Source organism: Rhodococcus sp. NBC_00297 (assembly GCF_036173065.1).
GTDB lineage: Bacteria > Actinomycetota > Actinomycetes > Mycobacteriales > Mycobacteriaceae > Rhodococcoides.
This window is the reverse complement of record NZ_CP108042.1, coordinates 111,840-129,438: the sequence shown is the minus strand read 5'-3', so window position 1 is coordinate 129,438 and position 17,599 is coordinate 111,840. Positions and strand designations below refer to the sequence as shown.

At 65.6% G+C, this 17,599-nt stretch carries 14 protein-coding genes; 7 read left to right on the top strand and 7 right to left on the bottom strand.

Annotated elements, in window-relative coordinates:
* Nucleotides 1-23: 23 nt before the first annotated feature.
* From OG947_RS22285 to OG947_RS22270, 4 genes are all read right to left on the bottom strand, one after another.
* Nucleotides 24-1,094 (bottom strand): isocitrate/isopropylmalate dehydrogenase family protein, encoded by a 1,071-nt coding sequence (locus tag OG947_RS22285; protein ID WP_328814124.1) that lies wholly within the window; start codon nt 1,092-1,094, stop codon nt 24-26.
* Between the two features lie 343 nt (nt 1,095-1,437).
* The gene (locus OG947_RS22280; protein ID WP_328814123.1) at nt 1,438-1,995 is read right to left on the bottom strand and encodes a hypothetical protein; all 558 of its coding nucleotides are present in this window, start codon (nt 1,993-1,995) and stop codon (nt 1,438-1,440) included.
* Nucleotides 1,992-3,461 carry an APC family permease gene (locus tag OG947_RS22275; protein WP_328814122.1) on the bottom strand — a complete coding sequence of 490 codons (1,470 nt, stop codon included), beginning with the start codon at nt 3,459-3,461 and terminating at the stop codon, nt 1,992-1,994. The genes OG947_RS22280 and OG947_RS22275 overlap by 4 nt, the downstream gene beginning before the upstream one ends.
* A gap of 45 nt (nt 3,462-3,506) precedes the next feature.
* Complete coding sequence (locus tag OG947_RS22270) at nt 3,507-5,417, bottom strand: primary-amine oxidase (protein WP_328814121.1); 1,911 nt, start codon at nt 5,415-5,417, stop codon at nt 3,507-3,509.
* Between the two features lie 173 nt (nt 5,418-5,590).
* Here OG947_RS22270 and OG947_RS22265 point away from each other — a divergent pair, with 173 nt between their 5' ends.
* The gene (locus tag OG947_RS22265) at nt 5,591-6,202 is read left to right on the top strand and encodes a TetR/AcrR family transcriptional regulator (RefSeq protein WP_328814119.1); all 612 of its coding nucleotides are present in this window, start codon (nt 5,591-5,593) and stop codon (nt 6,200-6,202) included.
* On the opposite strand, the gene OG947_RS22260 is transcribed toward OG947_RS22265, so the two are convergent.
* The 3 genes from OG947_RS22260 to OG947_RS22250 are packed head-to-tail and all read right to left on the bottom strand — an operon-like array spanning nt 6,182 to nt 10,942.
* Nucleotides 6,182-7,657, bottom strand: coding sequence for an NAD-dependent succinate-semialdehyde dehydrogenase (locus OG947_RS22260; RefSeq protein ID WP_328814117.1), 1,476 nt, complete (start codon nt 7,655-7,657; stop codon nt 6,182-6,184). The two genes, OG947_RS22265 and OG947_RS22260, sit on opposite strands and share 21 nt — an antisense overlap.
* Nucleotides 7,654-9,567, bottom strand: coding sequence for an FAD-binding monooxygenase (locus tag OG947_RS22255; protein ID WP_328814116.1), 1,914 nt, complete (start codon nt 9,565-9,567; stop codon nt 7,654-7,656). Before OG947_RS22255 ends, OG947_RS22260 begins: the two co-directional genes overlap by 4 nt.
* 1 nt (nt 9,568) lies before the next feature.
* Nucleotides 9,569-10,942 carry an MFS transporter gene (locus OG947_RS22250; protein ID WP_328814115.1) on the bottom strand — a complete coding sequence of 458 codons (1,374 nt, stop codon included), beginning with the start codon at nt 10,940-10,942 and terminating at the stop codon, nt 9,569-9,571.
* Nucleotides 10,943-11,068: 126 nt separating this feature from the next.
* On the opposite strand from OG947_RS22250, the gene OG947_RS22245 reads away from it, so the two are divergent.
* From OG947_RS22245 to OG947_RS22220, 6 genes are read left to right on the top strand one after another with little or no spacing between them, the layout of a single operon-like run.
* Nucleotides 11,069-12,565 (top strand): fumarylacetoacetate hydrolase family protein, encoded by a 1,497-nt coding sequence (locus OG947_RS22245; RefSeq protein ID WP_328814114.1) that lies wholly within the window; start codon nt 11,069-11,071, stop codon nt 12,563-12,565.
* Nucleotides 12,523-13,233, top strand: a complete 711-nt coding sequence (locus OG947_RS22240; RefSeq protein ID WP_442973140.1) for a GntR family transcriptional regulator — start codon at nt 12,523-12,525, stop codon at nt 13,231-13,233. Before OG947_RS22245 ends, OG947_RS22240 begins: the two co-directional genes overlap by 43 nt.
* Before the next feature lie 33 nt (nt 13,234-13,266).
* Nucleotides 13,267-14,799, top strand: a complete 1,533-nt coding sequence (gene hpaE / locus OG947_RS22235; protein WP_328814112.1) for a 5-carboxymethyl-2-hydroxymuconate semialdehyde dehydrogenase — start codon at nt 13,267-13,269, stop codon at nt 14,797-14,799.
* A 29-nt stretch (nt 14,800-14,828) separates the two neighbouring features.
* Nucleotides 14,829-15,980, top strand: coding sequence for a 3,4-dihydroxyphenylacetate 2,3-dioxygenase (hpaD, locus tag OG947_RS22230; RefSeq protein ID WP_328814110.1), 1,152 nt, complete (start codon nt 14,829-14,831; stop codon nt 15,978-15,980).
* Between the two features lie 33 nt (nt 15,981-16,013).
* Complete coding sequence (gene hpaH, locus OG947_RS22225; RefSeq protein ID WP_328814109.1) at nt 16,014-16,799, top strand: 2-oxo-hept-4-ene-1,7-dioate hydratase; 786 nt, start codon at nt 16,014-16,016, stop codon at nt 16,797-16,799.
* Complete coding sequence (locus OG947_RS22220; protein WP_328814108.1) at nt 16,784-17,590, top strand: HpcH/HpaI aldolase family protein; 807 nt, start codon at nt 16,784-16,786, stop codon at nt 17,588-17,590. The genes hpaH and OG947_RS22220 overlap by 16 nt, the downstream gene beginning before the upstream one ends.
* Nucleotides 17,591-17,599: the final 9 nt, after the last annotated feature.

Here is a 17,599-nt window from a genome sequence, read left to right as displayed (position 1 = left end):
GGAGCGAGCAGCGTTGCACGCACCTACCGGGGTAGGGCGCCGATGACTGCGTCCACTACTTCCTGCGTGCTCGCCGTTCCGCCGAGGTCCCTCGCCAGAGGGCCCGACGCGAGCGTCGATTCGACGGCGTCATCGATGTCACGTGCGGCCGACAGGCAGCGGCCGTCGTCGTTCTTCTCGCCGATCCACTGGAGCATCATCGCGGCGGAGAGAATCATCGCTATCGGATTGGCAATGCCTTTGCCCGCGATGTCGGGCGCGCTACCGTGTGACGGTTGAAAAACCCCGCGCTCGCGACTTATGTCGGCAGAGGGTGCGACACCGAGTCCTCCGACGAGGCCCGCCGCGATCTCCGAGACGATGTCTCCGAAGATGTTCTCGGTCACCACGACATCGAAACGCTCCGGTTCGGTGACCATGAGCATGGATCCGGCGTCGATGTACAACTTCGCGGTCGCCACGTCGGGGTTCTCGGCGGCGACCTCGTCGAACACTTTTTCCATCAGGACGTTGCTGCGCAGGGCGTTCGACTTGTGCAACAACGTCACGTGCCCCGGTGTGCCCCGAGTGTGGCGTGCTCGGGCCTGGTCGAATGCCACGCCGAACAGTTTCTCGCATGTTCGCCGTGTGATGGTCATGCGGTCACTTGCTTCATCGTCGCTCGGCTCGTGGAAATCGGACAAGCCGGCGAACATACCTTCCGATGTCTCCCGAATGACGAGCATGTCGATGTGGTCTGCCTTCACTGGGCTGTGGACTCCCGCGTGGAGACGAACCGGACGGAGGCTCGAGAACAGCCCGTAGTGCGCACGCATGTCGACCTGCGCACCGAGTTCGAGCCCGTTCGCATCGCGCACATCCGGCAATCCCATCGCGCCGAACAGGACTGCGTCCGCTTTTCCGATCTCGTCCATGTCGGCTTCGGTCATTCTACGACCGGTGCGACGGTAGAGGTCCGCACTGAAATCATGAAAGGTGTAGTTCAGATCTATCCCGCGGGAGGTCTCGCAATGCTTCAGCACCGCCATTGCGGCCTCGACGACTTCGGTCCCGATGCCATCGCCCGGGATGACGGCGATTTCGTACTGAGTCACGGCTCTCCTGCATGAGTCGTAGTCGGGCATGCGCGTTGCTCCGACTCGGGGATGGCGAGATTGTGTTCCTAATAATCAGTAACACAGTTCCCGATGGGTGGTAATACCGTAGCAGTGCGTGACTCGGCTCACAAGCGAGTCCTGCGCTGACAAGCACAATCGAAAACGGCACGGAACTACTCCGCGGCCGAGACGCGGAGGTTCGACGACCTGATTCGTGACACTGTCACAGCAGTGAGAATCACTGGCTTCGCACGCGACGGAGTGATTATCTCTCTGCTGTGCAGCGTGTTTCAATGAGTGGCGACAATGCGACTGCGAGCCGGGTATCACGATGGTCTGGCTACGCGCCCCTGTGAATGTAAGAACCGCACACCGAGAACCCCGTCGTCGACGAGCTCGGCGGTCCCAAGGCATTAGTCGTGCCGCGCCACTGTGTCGACGAACTTTCGCTGAGGATCCCCGGTCTCCGGGACTGCGTCGCGATCCACACCACCGACCCCGACACGATGAGCTCCAGCGCTCCGAGGTAGACCGGCAGATGCATGGCCGTGGACGCTCCGTTCACGGGAACCGAGACTTCATGATGGGCGTGCCCTACCCCTACGCGGCCGTCCATCGTCGCCAGGTGCACAGCGATCATCACAGTCGACATCAGCGCGGTGACGACCCACGCGCCGATCGACGGCCGTCGACACACGTGCACTCCGCACACCATGCAACCAGCCGCCATGATCGATGTGAGTGCGGTGGCCCCGGAGTGCCCCGACGGCACGAGATGCGCCGCCGCGGATACGGACGCGACGAGCACCGCAACAACAGCGGCGACCCTGTAGCCCGTGCTGTCCAGCGCCGCGTCGCCGCTCGAGTAGGACGCCGGGTGGACGGCCGACATCGTCATTCTCGGTGCCGACCCATGTCGGCGTATCGCCGACGGGACTTCGACTTCAGGACGAACGACGCCCCTACACCGAGCAGTGCGACGAGCACGAGCAGACCGGGCAGCACCCAGACGAGAGCGCCACCCGAGCTGATGAGGAGCTCGAAGTTGGCGACGGCGTACGCGAGGATGCCGAGCAGCGCGATGCCGGCGATGATCGGCGCCACCACGGTGCGGAGAACGTTGCGGTCGAGTTCGCGGTGGCGAGCGAAGAACGCCACGATGGCGAAAGACGACGCGGCCATCAGGGCGATGACTCCGAGCGTGCCCAGGTTGGTCAACCACGTGAACAGGGCGAGCACGGGGTCCTTCGCCGTGAGAGCGAACAGAACCACGATCAGGACAGCCAGGACGGACTGCGCCAGCGATCCGACGTGCGGACTGCGATGGCGCGCATGGGTTCTGCCGGCGCGATCGGGCAGCAGCCCCTCGCGCCCCAGGGCGTAGGTATACCGCGCCACGGCGTTGTGAAAGGCCAGCACCGCGGCGAACACACTGGTCACGAACAGTGCGCGCATGATGGTCGTGTACCAGGGTCCGATGTAGCCGTTCGACAGTTCGAAGATGAACGTCGTCGGATCCGCCAGCTTCGCCACGGCATCGGGGATGTTCGCCGATCCCGCACCGTTGACCATCAGGAACGTCACGACGGCGTACACGGACCCGATGGTGACCACGGACAGGAACGTCGCGCGAGGAACGGTGCGTGCAGGGTCCTTCGCCTCTTCGCTGTAGATGGCGGTGGCCTCGAAACCGACGAAGGACGCGAAGCAGAACAGCAGCGCGATGGGCAGCGAGCCACTGGTCAGTGCGCCCGGCGTGAGCGGGGTGATCTCGAGGGGCGCGGCGCCGTAGTCGGCGCCCTTGATCGCGATGACGATCGCGAGGCCGAGGACGACCAGGAACTCCGCGGCGACGAGCACCGACAGCACCTTCACCGAGAGATCGATCTGCCGATATCCGAGTACCGCGACCGCTGCGATCCCGATGAGCACGTATACCCACCACTCGATGGTGACGCCGAACTCGTCGGTGACGAACCCACTGGTGGCGGCGCCGAACAGTCCCCACAGGCCGATCTGCATGGCGTTGTAGCTGATCAGCGCCAGATACGCTGCTGCCCCGCCGAATTGCTGACGCAGCCCTCTGGTGACATAGGAGTAGAACGCACCGGTACTGGTGTGATGGCGGGCCATAGCGGTGTAACCGATCGCGAACACCAGCAGGGTGACCGCGGCGAGGACGTAGGCGCCAGGCACCCCCGGCCCGTTACCGAGAAGCATCGCCACGGGCGCTCCTCCTGCCATGGCGGTCAGTGGCGCGGCCGCCGAGATGACGAAGAAGGTGACACCGAGTGTGCCGAGAGATCCTCGGCGTAACCGGTGGTCGTGAGCGGGTGTGTCGGTCGTGGGACGGTCAGTGGTCATGATGGCTCCGTGTGGGAGAGGGTGGCGAGCGGGATTGTCGAGATGTCAGCCGTGGCAGTGTTTTCCGGAAGCGGGGACGTCGAGAGTGGGGTTGCGGTCGAAGAAGCCGACGGGCTTGAGCGTGAAACCGGTGTAGTCGACGGGCATGATCGGCCAGTCCTCCGGTCGAGGAAAGTGCGTGAGCCCGAAGGTGTGCCAGAGAACGATGTCGTCGTTCTCCACAGTGCGATTGCCGGCGACATAGGCGGGAAGCCCTGAGCCGCCGGGGTGCTGGTTGACGAAGTCACCTGAGGCGTACATCTCCGCCGGGTCGTACCGGGTGACCCACAGGTGCTTCGTGGCGAACGCGGCACGGGCTGCCACCGAGGAGCTCGGGTCGGCGAGCAGCGTGGGCTTCCCCTCGGGGAACAGTGCGTAGGCCACGGGGTGTCCGAGGCGGTTCGTCACACCGGGATTGACGATGTGCCAGAGCCGTCCCACTGAGTTGTCGGCCAGGCGTTGCGCCTCTGTCTCATTGCGCAACAACGTTTTTTGCAGAGTGAAGGCGTTTCCGTGCGGGTTCTGTGCGCTGATGGGAACGCGGGCGGCCTCGATCTCCTCGACGCTGTTGCGGTCGCCGTCGACGGTCATGTCCAGGCGTGCACTGAACAGGTGCTGGTGGTAGGGAGCGCCGAGTCCGGGCGCGATCTCCGAGCCGTAGGGGTAGTCGCCGCCGGCGTGAGCCGAGGTGAAGACGATTCCTGTGGCCTTGACCTCGAACTCGATGGTTCCGTCGAGGTAGAGGTACCAGAAGAACCCGTAGTCGTAATTGCCGATGGTGGTGAAGAACGAGATCACCAGTCGCCGTTGACGTCTTGTTTCGCTCGATCCCGCCCACTGGTCGGTGTGCTTCCACAGGATGCCGAAGTCCTCCTCGTGCATACAGATGGCATTGCGCAGGGTGCGAGCGTTGCCGAGCTCGTCGGCGACGACAGCGTCGAAGTAGGTGATGTCGCCGACGCAGTCGCAGCCGAGTTCGAGTGCGTTGGCGTAGCGGCCCACGAGGTATTCGCCGGTGTCGAAGTAGTTCTGCCAGCTCCGTACCGGTGACGGGTCTCCGTACGGAACGACCATCTCGGCGATCGAGGCCCGGTGGACGATGGGCCGCACCCGACCGCCGTCGGTGAAGCCGATCTGGTGCAGCGTCAGACCCTCACGAGCGTCGAATCCGATACGGAGCGACCATTTCTCCCACTCGACGAGGTTGCCGGTCACGGTGAAACTGGGCCCCTCGGGCTGGGTGATTTCGATCGGCTTCTGCGTGGTGCGCGCCGGCCCGGTGACGTCGGGATCGTCGAAGTTGCCTGATTCCATGGGGATCGGCACCGCCCCGTGGTCGTGCACCTGCAGAACCTCGCGGGCAGCGACGTCGACGAAGGCTACGAGCCCATCGATGGGGTGGGCCCAGGGGTGGTCGCCGGGGTGCGTCTGCAGGAAGGCCAGGCCGCGCAGGATGCGCTTGCCCTCCTCGCCGGGATAGTCGAACACTCCGGCGGACAGGGGCGCGACACGGACCTGGGCGACATCGACGTCGCGTGCGCCCAATGCCGTCAACCATCGCTCGTCGTTCGCGAGCAGCGCCTCGACGAGGTCGAACTCCTCGTCGAGCACGGGAAGCTGCCCGGCGGTCGCGGTGTCGAGCTCCTGGTGCGAGATCAGTCGAGCGTGCGTCACCGAGACGACCGCATCGATCGATCGAGGAATGGTGGGATCGAGCAGCATCGCCCGGTACCGACGGTCCGGCAGGGCATCGCTGTCTCGTAGTGCCGACTTGTCGGGCTCGACCAGGCCCACGTAGACGAAGCGGGTGCGAGGCGTGAGCAGGTCCGCGGAGGCGAGGATGTCACGGACCGATGCGATCTCCTCGGCCGTGGCCAGGGACAGCGGGTGGTCGACAGTGACGGGACCGATCGACATGCGATTCTCCAATCGTCGTTGTGCGGCAACGGTAACCGTTTTTCCTACGGTTGTAGGGAATAATGGCCGAACTGTGTTTCGGCAATGTTGTCGTGATGTCACGAGTCGGTGGCCCGGCACCGGAGGCCGTCGGGAAGGATGGTGGTACGCCGGACACGAGAGGAGTGAGGACCGTGCCCAAGGTGGTGGATCACGACCAGCGCCGCCGAGAGATCATCGACGTCGTCTGGCGCCTGTTGGCGACTCGCGGGATGGCCGCATTGAGCATGCGAGCGATCGCCGAGGAGGCCGGTTACGCGAACGGCGTACTCGCGTACTACTTCGCCGACAAGGACGCGCTTCTCCGCGCCGCACACGAACTCGTGTTCGCCGCGACGAACGAACGGATCGTCCGCGCCTCGGGTGACGCCCGCGGGTTGTCTGCTTTGCGAGCGGTGTGCGGAGAGATCATGCCCGTCACCGAGGAGTCCCTGCTCGAAGCACGGATCGCCACCGCACTGTGGCAGCGGGCGATGTACGACGAGGACACGCGGGCCGCCAGTACCGCCGCGTGGGACGAGTGGCGCCGCCTCATCGAGCGCCACCTCAAGGACGCCGTCACCGACGGGGAGATCGACTCGATCGACCTCCCCGTGGCGGCGGACAACGTGCTGACCGTTCTCATGGGGTTCCAGGTGACGGCGAGCCTGGCACCGGAATCCATGACGCCCGAACACCAGTGGAGCGTGCTCGAGCACTCGCTCCGACAGACCCGAACCGGACGATCATGCAGGAAGGAACGGTGATGGCGTCAGCGTGTACTTCGTCTGCAGGTACTCGTGGATGCCCTCGGTCCCGCCCTCGCGCCCCAGGCCGGACATCTTCCAGCCTCCGAACGGCGCTGCAGCGTTGGACACAACGCCCACGTTGAGTCCCATCATCCCGGTGTGCAGGCGTTCGATCATTCGCTGACCACGGGACAGGCTCTCGGTGTAGACGTAGGACACCAGGCCGTACTCGGTGTCATTCGCCAACCGCACCGCCTCATCCTCGGAATCGAAGGTGGCGACAGCGAGAACGGGCCCGAAGATCTCCTCCCGCAGCACGGCGCTGCCGGCGGTCACACCCGTGAGCACCGTGGGAGCGTAGAACGTCCCCGGACCGTCGATGCGCTGTCCACCGGTGGTGACGGCCGCACCACGCGAGACGGCATCGGCCACCAACTCGTCCGTCTTGGCGACGGCCTTCTCGTCGATGAGGGGACCGATGGTCACGTCGGGATCGGTTCCGCGTCCGACGACGAACTGCTCGACACGGTCGGTGACCCGCCGAGCGAACTCCCCCGCGACGGACGAGTGCACGATGAACCGGTTGGCGGCAGTGCACGCCTGCCCGATGTTGCGGAACTTCGCAGCCATCGCGCCGTCGACGGCCTTGTCCAGGTCGGCGTCGTCGAACACGACGAACGGTGCGTTGCCGCCGAGTTCCATCGAGGTGCGCAGCACCCCGTCGGCAGCTTGCCGCAACAGGGACTGCCCGACCGGGGTGGACCCGGTGAACGAGACCTTGCGCAACCGGGGGTCGGTGATGATCGGTTCGGACAGCGCCGACGACGACGACGTCGTCACCACGTTGACCACCCCCGCGGGCAGGCCCGCCTCCTCCAACAGTGCCACCAGGAACAAGGTGGTCAACGGCGTCAGAGCCGCGGGCTTGACCACCATCGTGCACCCGGCGGCCAGTGCGGGAGCGATCTTCCGAGTGGCCATCGCCAGAGGAAAGTTCCACGGCGTGATGAGGAAACAGGGCCCCACCGGGTGCTGGGTGACGATCATGCGTCCGGTGTTCTCCGGGTTGGGCCCGTAACGCCCTTGGATGCGGGTGGCTTCCTCGCTGAACCAGCGTAGGAACTCGCCGCCGTAGGCCACCTCGCCGCGCGCCTCGGCCAGGGGCTTGCCCATCTCGAGCGTCATGAGCAACGCGGCGTCCTCCTTGCGTTCCTGCAGCAGGTCGAAGGCACCCCTCAGGACGTCCGCGCGGCGTCGGGGCGACGCGGCTGCCCAGGCGGCAGCCGCAGTGTCCGCGGCGTCGAGAGCAGCGAGACCGTCCGCGGGTGTCGCGTCAGCGATCTGCTTGATGACGTCGCCGGTCGCCGGATCACGGACATCGAGAACATCTCCGGTCGACGACGGGCGCCACTGTCCGCCGATGAAGAGTCCGCCGGGAACCGAGTCCAGAAGCGACTGCTCGGTGATCGTCATACCAGTTCCTCCGTCTGCGCGGCCTTCGGCTGCGCGATCATGATGGCGGCGAAGAAGCTCGCCAGAGCTGCGGTGGCCTCGAGCGGCAGAACCTGCGCCACATACTGATCGGGACGTACCACCACCACGGCGCCGTCACGGTCGATGCCGCGCTCGTCGAAGATGTCCGTCTCGGGCCCTGCGGCGAACACGTTCTCGTAGTCGGTCAGCTCGAAGCGCCCCACCGTGGGCAGGAACGCCGCCGACACTTCTCCCAAGTCGATGTCGACATGCGGCTGCTGGTGGACGACCTTGATGTCGAACATGCTGTTCACATCGTGGCCGGGCGGCGTGTAGCGCACGACCGGCGAGTCCGGGGACTCGACGAGCCACGACGCGAGGCGTGACACCGCGGGACCGGCGCTGCCGGCGGCATCGGCAAAAACGTAGATGCGCCATCGTCCGTCCGCACGATGCTGGTGGCCGAGATGGACGGGATTCCCGTCGCAGACCCTGCTCACCTGCACCGACTTGAAACGCTTGCCGACCGGGAACCCGGATGCACGATGCTGATGCTCGGCGTCTCCGACGATCATCGACGGTGCGTACTCGGTCATGAAGCCCGCCGGAAACTCCGCTGTCTTGACGTAGAACTCCTCGAGCTCCGACGGATTGTCGAAGTCCTCGGGGCGGGTGGCCATCATCGACGACCATTGCTTGTCGAAGTCGATGAGGTTCTGGGCGATGACCTGCCGTTCGGCGGTGTACGTCGAGAGCAACGACTCCGGACTGCGGCCCTCGAGGACATGGCCGAGTTTCCACGCGAGATTGAACCCGTCCTGCATGGACACGTTCATGCCCTGCCCTGCTTTGGCACTGTGGGTATGGCAGGCGTCCCCCGTGATGAACACGCGCGGGGTGCGATGACCCACCTCGTCGGCGGGCACGTCGTCGAACCGGTCGGTGACACGGTGCCCCACCTCGTAGACGCTGTGCCACGCCACATCTCGGACATCGAGTGTGTACGGGTGCAGGATCTCGTTGGCCTGCGCGATGATCTGCTCGATGCTGGTGGTGCGGACATTGCCGTTGTCGTCCGGCGCAACCTCGCCGAGGTCGACGTACATGCGGAACAGGTGCCCGCCCTCGCGAGGAATGTGCAGGATGCTGCCGCCGGAGCCGGACTGAATGGCGCACTTGGTGCGGATGTCGGGAAAGTCGGTGACGGCGAGCACGTCCATCACACCCCACGCGTGGAAGGCCTTGTCGCCGACCGGTCTGCACCCGATGGTGTCGCGCACGGCGCTGCGGGCGCCGTCGGAACCCACGACGTATTTGGCATGCACGATGCGTTCCTGGCCGGCGTGCTCCCCGCCGGTGTGGACCAGGGTGACGGCTACCGGGTAGTCGCCCTCACCGATCTCGAGAGTGCGGAACTCGTATCCGAAGTCGGGTCGCATCCGGGTGGGGGCGTTCGCCATGAATTCGGCGAAATAGTCCAGGACTCGTGCCTGATTGACGATCAGATGCGGGAACTCGCTGATGCCGACGGCGTCGTCCGGTGTCCGCGCAGTGCGCACGATGCGCGACGGGTCCTGCGGGTCCGGCTTCCAGAACGCCATCTCGGTGATGCGGTACGCCTCGGCAGTGATCCGGTCGGCGAAGCCGAACGCCTGGAAGGTCTCCACACTTCGAGCCTGGATGCCGTCGGCCTGTCCGATGGCCAGTCGGCCGTTGCGCTTCTCGACGATGCGGGTGGTGACACCGGGGAACTGCGAGAGCTGGGCGGCGGTCATCATGCCGGCCGGTCCCGTTCCGACGATGAGAACGTCGACCTCGTCGGGCAGCTCGTCGGGTCGATTCACTCCGACGCCCGCGGCGGACTGGACGCGAGGGTCGCCGGAGACGTATCCGTGATGGTGAAATTGCATGTCAGACCTTTGCCGTTGTTCTGATCGGACTCACAGATTGTTCGGCCTCGTGGTCGGGACCGAGGGGTATTCCGCTGCGATCGCGCAGCATCAGGGTCGCGAGGACGCTGACGAGCACCACCGCGACGAGGTACACCGTCACCGCGGTGGTCGTACCGGTGACGCGCACGAGCGCAGCGGCAATCATGGGTGCGAAGGCCCCGCCGAGGATCGCACCGATCGCGTAGGAGATCGAGACACCGGAGAATCGCACGGAGGCGGGGAAGAGCTCGGCGTACAGGGCCGCCTGTGGGCCGTAGGTGAAGCCGAGGCCGACCGTCAGCAACATCAGCCCGAGGAACAGCACCCAGACGTTCGCCGTGTTGACCAGCGCGAAGAGCGGTACGAGGGCACCGAGCAGAAGGACCCACCCGATCAGGTACGTCGAGCGGCGTCCGATGCGGTCACTCACGGCCGCGCCGATCCACGTGAAGATCAGCCAGGTGACGGCCGACCCCGCGACCGCCCACAGCACGGGCCCGCGGTCGAGCCCGACGGGGCCGTCGGAATTCGTCGCATAGTTCTGGATGTAGCCGCCCGTGGTCATGTAACCCACGGCACTGTTCCCCGAGAACACAAGCGCTGCAACGATGACGAGCTTCCAATGGTGACGGAACAACTCCACGACCGGCGTCTTCGTCTGCTCCTTCCGATCGGCGATCTCGAGGAACACCGGACTCTCCTCCACCCGCCGGCGAATGTAGTGCCCGATCAGGATCAGCACGACAGAGAGCAGGAACGGCACCCGCCATCCCCATTGCAGGAACTTCTCACCGGGAGCGACGACAGTCATGAGCGCCATGACACCCGAGGCGAGCAGCAGCCCCAGGGGGACGCCGACCTGTGGGGCAGCCGCATAGACACCACGTTTGTCGTTCGGAGCGTGCTCGGCGGCCATGAGGACAGCGCCGCCCCATTCACCGCCGGCGGAGATGCCCTGCAGGATCCGCAGCACGATCAGCATGACCGGCGCGGCGACGCCGATGGCGGCGTAGGTGGGGAGGAGTCCCACGAACGTCGTGGCCACCCCCATCAGCACCAGCGTGACCATCAGGACGACACGGCGTCCGTATCGGTCACCGTAGTGCCCTGCCAGGAAGGCGCCGAGGGGCCGGAAGAGAAAGCTGATGCCGACGGTGAGGAAGGAGAGGATGGTCGCCACGCCCTCTCCCGCCGGTTGAAAGAACAACTGCCCGAACACCAGTCCCGCCGCCGCGGCGTAGACGAAGAAGTCGTACCACTCGACTGTGGTGCCGACGACGGCCGCGAAGACGACGCGTCGACGTTCCCTGTCGGTGATGGGACCAGGGTGACCCGGTCGGTGAGGTGCGCTCATTGCTGGCTCCTAGGTTGTCCCGCACCCCGTGTGCCGATGGACTCGAGGGGGATCCATTGCGATCTGCGTCACTCATCGTATATGATTTGAAATACGATGCAAGGCCCACCGGATGCAGGAGACCTCATGACCACCGATGTAGCGCCGGACTCCACGAATTCCGTGGAAGCACCGAAGCGGCCGGGGAAGATCATCGCCGTCCACCTCAGCTACGCATCGCGAGCCGATCAACGGGGCCGACGGCCCGCGCACCCGTCCTACTTTCTCAAGCCGTCGAGCTCGGTGTCGACGACCGGCGGTACCGTCGAACGGCCCGGTGGCACAGAGTTGTTGGCCTTCGAAGGCGAGATCGCGGTGATCATCGGTACCGCGGCGCGCCGAGTAGGCGTCGACGACGCCTGGAGCCATGTCAGTGGGGTGACCGCAGCGAACGACTTCGGACTCTACGACCTGCGCGCGAACGACAAGGGATCCAATCTCCGCTCGAAGGGCGGTGACGGCTTCACTCCGCTCGGCCCACGGGTCATCGACGCGCGCCGAGTCGACCCGGCAGCCCTTCGCATTCGCACCTGGGTCAACGGTTCCCTGGCGCAGACGGACACGACCGCCGGCATGATCTTCCCGATCGCCCAACTCGTTGCCGACCTCTCGCAACACCTCACCCTCGAACCCGGCGACGTCGTCCTCACCGGAACACCCGCGGGCTCCTCCGTCGTCGTCCCCGGCGATGTGGTCGAGATCGAGGTCGACGCTCCGGACTCCCCCACCGTGCCGAGCTCCGGCCGGCTGACCACCACCGTCGTGCAGGGCAGCACGCCGTTCGACGAGAGTCTGGGATCGATGCCCGCCGTCGACGACGTCCAGAGGAGCGAGGCGTGGGGGTCGACCGAGGCCGCCGGCCTGCAGCAGCCCGCACCCGCCTTCGAACTCACTGACGCGCTGCGCGCCAAGCTGATTCAGGTACCCGTCGCCGGTCTCTCCCAGCAACTCCGCAAGCGCGGCCTGAACAACGTGACGATCGACGGCGTCACGCCGTTGACCGCCGGGGTCAAGCTGGTCGGGACCGCCAGAACCCTCCGATTCGTGCCCAACCGCGAAGACCTGTTCGACTCGCACGGCGGCGGATACAACGCCCAGAAGCGCACCTTCGATGCCGTCGAGTCGGGCGAGGTCATCGTCATCGAGGCACGCGGGGAGAAGGGTTCCGGAACCCTCGGTGACATCCTTGCGCTACGTGCGCGCGCCCGCGGCGCAGCCGGAGTCGTCACCGACGGCGGCGTCCGAGACCGCGACGCCGTCGCCGACACCGGCCTCGCTGTCTTCTCCTCCGGCGTGCACCCCGCCGTCCTCGGACGACGTCACGTTCCGTGGGACCACGACATCACCATCGCCTGCGGCGGCACGACAGTGCAGCCCGGAGACGTCATCGTCGGCGACAACGACGGGGTCATCGTCATCCCTCCACATCTCGTGGAAGAAGTCGTCGATGCCGCACTTCTCCAGGAGGATCAGGATGCCTGGATTGCCGAGCAGGTCGCCGACGGTCACGCTGTCGACGGGCTGTTCCCGCCCAACTCCGAATGGAAAGGACGGTACGAGCAATGGCGTCAGGACAACCGGTGACCCGGAGCAAGTCACAACTCGCCTACCACTTCGTCAAGGACCGGATCGCGCGGCAGGAGTACACGCCCGGATACCGGCTCGTCCTCGGTTCCATCGCCAAGGACCTCGACATGAGCGTGGTTCCGGTACGTGAAGCCATCCGGCAACTCGAGGCGGAAGGGCTCGTGACATTCGAACGCAATGTCGGAGCACACGTCTCGATGGTCGACGACTCCCAGTACCGGTACAGCATGCAGGCGCTGAGCGTGCTCGAAGGTGCTGCGACAGCGATGGCCGCACGCCGACTCTCCGACGACGACATCCGACGCGCCCGCTCGGTCAACGAACGAATGATCGAGTCCCTCAGCGACTTCGAACCCCGCCTCTTCACCACCCTGAACCAGGAGTTCCACTCCATCCTGTTCGCCAAGTGCCCCAACCCGCGGCTGGCGGCCCTGGTCGACGCCGAATGGGGCCGACTCGGACATCTGCGCGCCTCGACGTTCACCTTCGTGCCCGGTCGAGCCCGCGAATCCGTCTCCGAACACGAGGACATCGTCGCGCTCATCGAGACGAGCGCGCCGCTCTCGCGCATCGAGGACGCCGCCCGTCGGCACCGCTCCGCCACCCTCGACGCCTACCTGACCCACGAACATCCCGGTGAGAACCTCGGCCTGCCCGACTTCTGATCCGAACCGAAAACCCTTCCGAACGGAGATCCCATGACCGACACCGTGTCCGACATCGCCCAGCGCCACGTCCCCGCAGACCTTCCCACCCGCATTCAGCACTACATCGGCGGACAATTCGTCGACTCGGTCGACGGCGACACCTTCGGCGTCCTCGACCCGGTGTCGAACGAGGTCTACCTGCAGGCCGCGGCCGGCAAGAAAGCCGACATCGATCTCGCTGTCGCTGCCGCCCGCACCGCCTTCACCGACGGCCCGTGGCCGACGATGCTGCCGCGCGAGCGCTCGCGGATTCTGCACCGCATCGCCGACATCGTCGAGTCCCGCGACGCACGTCTGGCGGAACTCGAATCGTTCGACTCCGGACTGCCGATCACCCAGGCACTCGGCCAGGCGCGACGCGCAGCGGAGAACTTCCGCTTCTTCGCCGACCTGATCGTGGCGCAGGCGGACGACACCTACAAGGTGCCCGGGCGGCAGATCAACTACGTCAACCGCACACCCATCGGAGTCGCCGGCCTGATCACGCCGTGGAACACCCCGTTCATGCTCGAATCGTGGAAGCTGGGCCCTGCCCTGGCCACCGGCAACACCGTCGTGCTCAAGCCCGCGGAATTCACTCCACTCTCGGCATCGCTCTGGGCCGGCATCTTCGAAGAAGCCGGACTACCCGACGGTGTGTTCAACCTCGTCAACGGCCTCGGCGAGGACGCCGGCGACGCCCTCGTCAAGCACCCCGACGTGCCACTGATCTCGTTCACCGGCGAATCGAGCACGGGCCAACTCATCTTCGGCAACGCCGCACCGTTCCTCAAAGGCCTGTCGATGGAACTGGGCGGCAAAAGCCCCGCCATCGTCTTCGCCGACGCCGACCTCGAGGCCGCCGTCGACGCCACCATCTTCGGCGTGTTCTCCCTCAACGGTGAACGTTGCACCGCCGGCAGCCGCATCCTTGTCGAGCGGTCCATCTACGACGAGTTCGTCGAACGCTATGCAGCACAGGCGAAGCGCGTGAAAGTCGGCTACCCGCACGAACCCGCGACCGAAGTCGGCGCCCTCGTGCACCCCGAGCACTACGACAAGGTCATGAGCTACATCGAGATCGGCAAGTCCGAGGCCCGACTCGTCGCCGGCGGCGGCCGGGCCGAGGGCTTCGCGCACGGCAACTTCGTCACACCCACCGTCTTCGCCGACGTCGCACCGGACGCCCGCATCTTCCAGGAGGAGATCTTCGGACCCGTCGTGGCCATCACCCCGTTCGACACCGACGACGAAGCACTCGCACTGGCCAACGGCGTCAAATACGGCCTGGCCGCCTATGTCTGGACGAACGACCTGAAGCGTTCACACAACTTCGCCCAGGCGATCGAGGCCGGCATGGTCTGGCTGAACTCGAACAATGTGCGCGACCTTCGAACCCCCTTCGGCGGCGTCAAGGCATCCGGACTGGGCCATGAGGGAGGCTACCGCTCCATCGACTTCTACACCCAGCAGCAGGCAGTGCACATCACGCTCGGCGAGGTGCACAACCCCACCTTCGGCAAAGCCGACGCAGACCACCACTGACCTCACTCCTCCCTCCCTAGGACCTCGACATGACTCTCACCCCTGACTCAACGAAGCCCGTCGTGACATCGACCAGCCCCGTCCGCTCGACGAACCCCGTCACCACCCCGCAGGCCACTCCCCCGGACGTCCTTCGCTGCGCGTACATGGAGCTCGTCGTCACCGACCTCCAGCGTTCGCGCAACTTCTACGTCGACGTGCTCGACCTCGTCGTCACCGCCGAGGACGAGAACGCCGTCTACCTCCGCTCGTTCGAGGAGTTCATCCACCACAACCTCGTCCTGCGCAAAGGCCCGGTCGCCGGTGTCGCCGCATTCTCCTACCGCGTCCGCAGTCCCGAGGACCTCGACAAGGCCGTCGCCTTCTACACCGAACTCGGTTGCCGTGTGGAACGAAACCCGCACGGCTACAACACAGGTATCGGCGACTCCGTACGCGTCGAAGATCCGCTCGGCTTCCCGTACGAGTTCTTCCACGACGTCGAGCATGTCGAGCGCCTCGCGTGGCACTACCACCTCTACACCCCCGGCGCTCTCGTCCGGCTCGACCACTTCAACCAGGTCACTCCCGACGTCCCCCGCGCCGTCGGCTACATGGAGGACCTCGGATTCCGCGTCACCGAGGACATCCAGGACGAGGCCGGAACCACGTACGCCGCGTGGATGCGTCGCAAATCCACCGTCCACGACACCGCGATGACCGGCGGCGACGGACCCCGCATGCACCACGTCGCCTTCGCGACACACGAGAAGCACAACATCATCGCCATCTGCGACAAGCTCGGCGCACTGCGGATGTCCGACCACATAGAACGCGGCCCCGGTCGGCACGGCGTCTCCAACGCCTTCTACCTCTACCTGCGCGACCCGGACGGTCACCGCGTGGAGATCTACACACAGGACTACTACACCGGCGACCCCGACAACCCGGTCGTCACCTGGGACGTCCACGACAACCAGCGCCGCGACTGGTGGGGCACTCCGGTAGTCCCCAGCTGGTACACCGACGCCTCCCTCGTGCTCGATCTCGACGGAAACCCACAACCCGTCATCGCCCGCACCGACGACTCCGAACTCGCTGTCACCATCGGCGCGGACGGCTTCTCCTACACCCGCAAGGAGGACACCGAGGAGATGCCCGAGTGGAAGAAGGGCGAGTTCAAGCTCGGCGCCCAACTCTGACTCCCCCTCGGTAACACTTCCTCAGGAGAAAGCATGCTTCCCGACCAGACGATCACCGACATCGCCGACCAGCTCGCCGGTGCCGAGCGCGATCGCACGATGATTCCGCGACTGACCGCGCGCTTCCCGAAGATGACCGTGGAGGACTCCTACGCGGTGCAGAACGAATGGCGCCGCCGTGCAGTCGAATCCGGCCGCCGCCTCGTCGGGCGCAAGATCGGGCTGACCAGCAAGGTGATGCAGGTCGCCACCGGCATCACCGAGCCCGACTACGGTGCGATCTTCGACGACCAGGTGTTCGAGAACGGTTCCGTCATCGACCACAGCCAGTTCTCGAACGTGCGCATCGAGGTGGAGTTGGCATTCGTCCTCGGCAAGGCTGTCCGCGGCCCGAATGCGACGATCTTCGACGTTCTGAAAGCCACCGAGTACGTGGTGCCGGCCCTGGAGATCCTGAGCTCTCGCATCGAGATGGAGGGCCGCACGATCGTCGACACCATCAGCGACAACGCCGCTCTCGGCGGGATGGTCGTCGGCGGGAACCCCACCAATCCGTCCACAGTGGACATGCGGTGGATCTCGGCGCTGCTCTACCGCAACGAGACCATCGAGGAATCCGGAGTGGCCGCCGCGGTCCTGAACCACCCCGCCACCGGGGTGGCATGGCTGGCGAACAAACTGGCCCAGCACGACGACCACCTCGGCGCCGGCGAAATCGTGCTCGCCGGCTCCTTCACCAGGCCCATGTGGGTATATCCCAGCGACACCGTCCTCGCCGACTACGGACCGATGGGAACCATCTCGTGTCGATTCGCCTGACCCACACGTTCCGCCACCATCTCGCCTCCGCGGACAGACCCCTCTACGGAGGATGGATCACCACCGGCTCGCCGGTCGCCGCCGAGATCATGGCGGGATCCGGTCTCGACTGGGTGCTCATCGACATGGAACACGCACCCAACGGACTCGAATCCGTTCTGGTGCAACTCTATGCGGTCTCGTCCTATCCGGTGACACCGGTGGTACGCGTACCGGCCGGTGACGCTGTCGTCATCAAACAAGTGCTGGATCTCGGTGCTCAGAACGTTCTGGTGCCGATGGTCTCGACCGCAGAGCAGGCCCGAGACGTTGCCGCGGCGGCGCAGTACCCGCCGGCCGGTCGACGCGGAGTGGGTAGTGCACTGGCCCGCTCCGGACGCTGGAACCGCATCGAGAACTATCTCGCCGAGGCCGCCGACCATGTATCGGTGTTCGTTCAGATCGAGACGGCGGACGGGGTGGACAACGCGGCGGACATCGCATCGACCCCGGGGATCGACGGGGTGTTCCTCGGACCGAGCGATCTCGCCGCATCGATGGGCCTGCTCGGACAACAGAACCATCCTGACGTCGTCGCCGCGGTGACACGAGCGTTCGATGCAGTCGACAGCACCGGACAACCGTGCGGCGTCAACGCATTCGACCCGGTGCGGGCCGACGCGTACGCCGCTCGGGGAGCCGCGTTCCTGCTGGTGGGCGCGGACACCGCCCTGATGGCGCGCGGTTCGGAAGCGCTCGCCGAGCGTTTCATAGGCACCCACACAGAGTCGCCGGAACGCACCAGTTACTGACCCCTCTCG

Bases quoted from the DNA above. Each gene is read 5' to 3' on its own strand.
- OG947_RS22280 (WP_328814123.1), bottom strand. From the start codon at position 1,995: ATGACGATGTCGGCCGTCCACCCGGCGTCCTACTCGAGCGGCGACGCG.
- OG947_RS22275 (WP_328814122.1), bottom strand. From the start codon at position 3,461: ATGACCACTGACCGTCCCACGACCGACACACCCGCTCACGACCACCGG.
- OG947_RS22270 (WP_328814121.1), bottom strand. From the start codon at position 5,417: ATGTCGATCGGTCCCGTCACTGTCGACCACCCGCTGTCCCTGGCCACG.
- OG947_RS22260 (WP_328814117.1), bottom strand. From the start codon at position 7,657: ATGACGATCACCGAGCAGTCGCTTCTGGACTCGGTTCCCGGCGGACTC.
- OG947_RS22255 (WP_328814116.1), bottom strand. From the start codon at position 9,567: ATGCAATTTCACCATCACGGATACGTCTCCGGCGACCCTCGCGTCCAG.
- OG947_RS22250 (WP_328814115.1), bottom strand. From the start codon at position 10,942: ATGAGCGCACCTCACCGACCGGGTCACCCTGGTCCCATCACCGACAGG.
- OG947_RS22245 (WP_328814114.1), top strand. From the start codon at position 11,069: ATGACCACCGATGTAGCGCCGGACTCCACGAATTCCGTGGAAGCACCG.
- OG947_RS22240 (WP_442973140.1), top strand. From the start codon at position 12,523: ATGGAAAGGACGGTACGAGCAATGGCGTCAGGACAACCGGTGACCCGG.
- hpaE (WP_328814112.1), top strand. From the start codon at position 13,267: ATGACCGACACCGTGTCCGACATCGCCCAGCGCCACGTCCCCGCAGAC.
- hpaD (WP_328814110.1), top strand. From the start codon at position 14,829: ATGACTCTCACCCCTGACTCAACGAAGCCCGTCGTGACATCGACCAGC.
- hpaH (WP_328814109.1), top strand. From the start codon at position 16,014: ATGCTTCCCGACCAGACGATCACCGACATCGCCGACCAGCTCGCCGGT.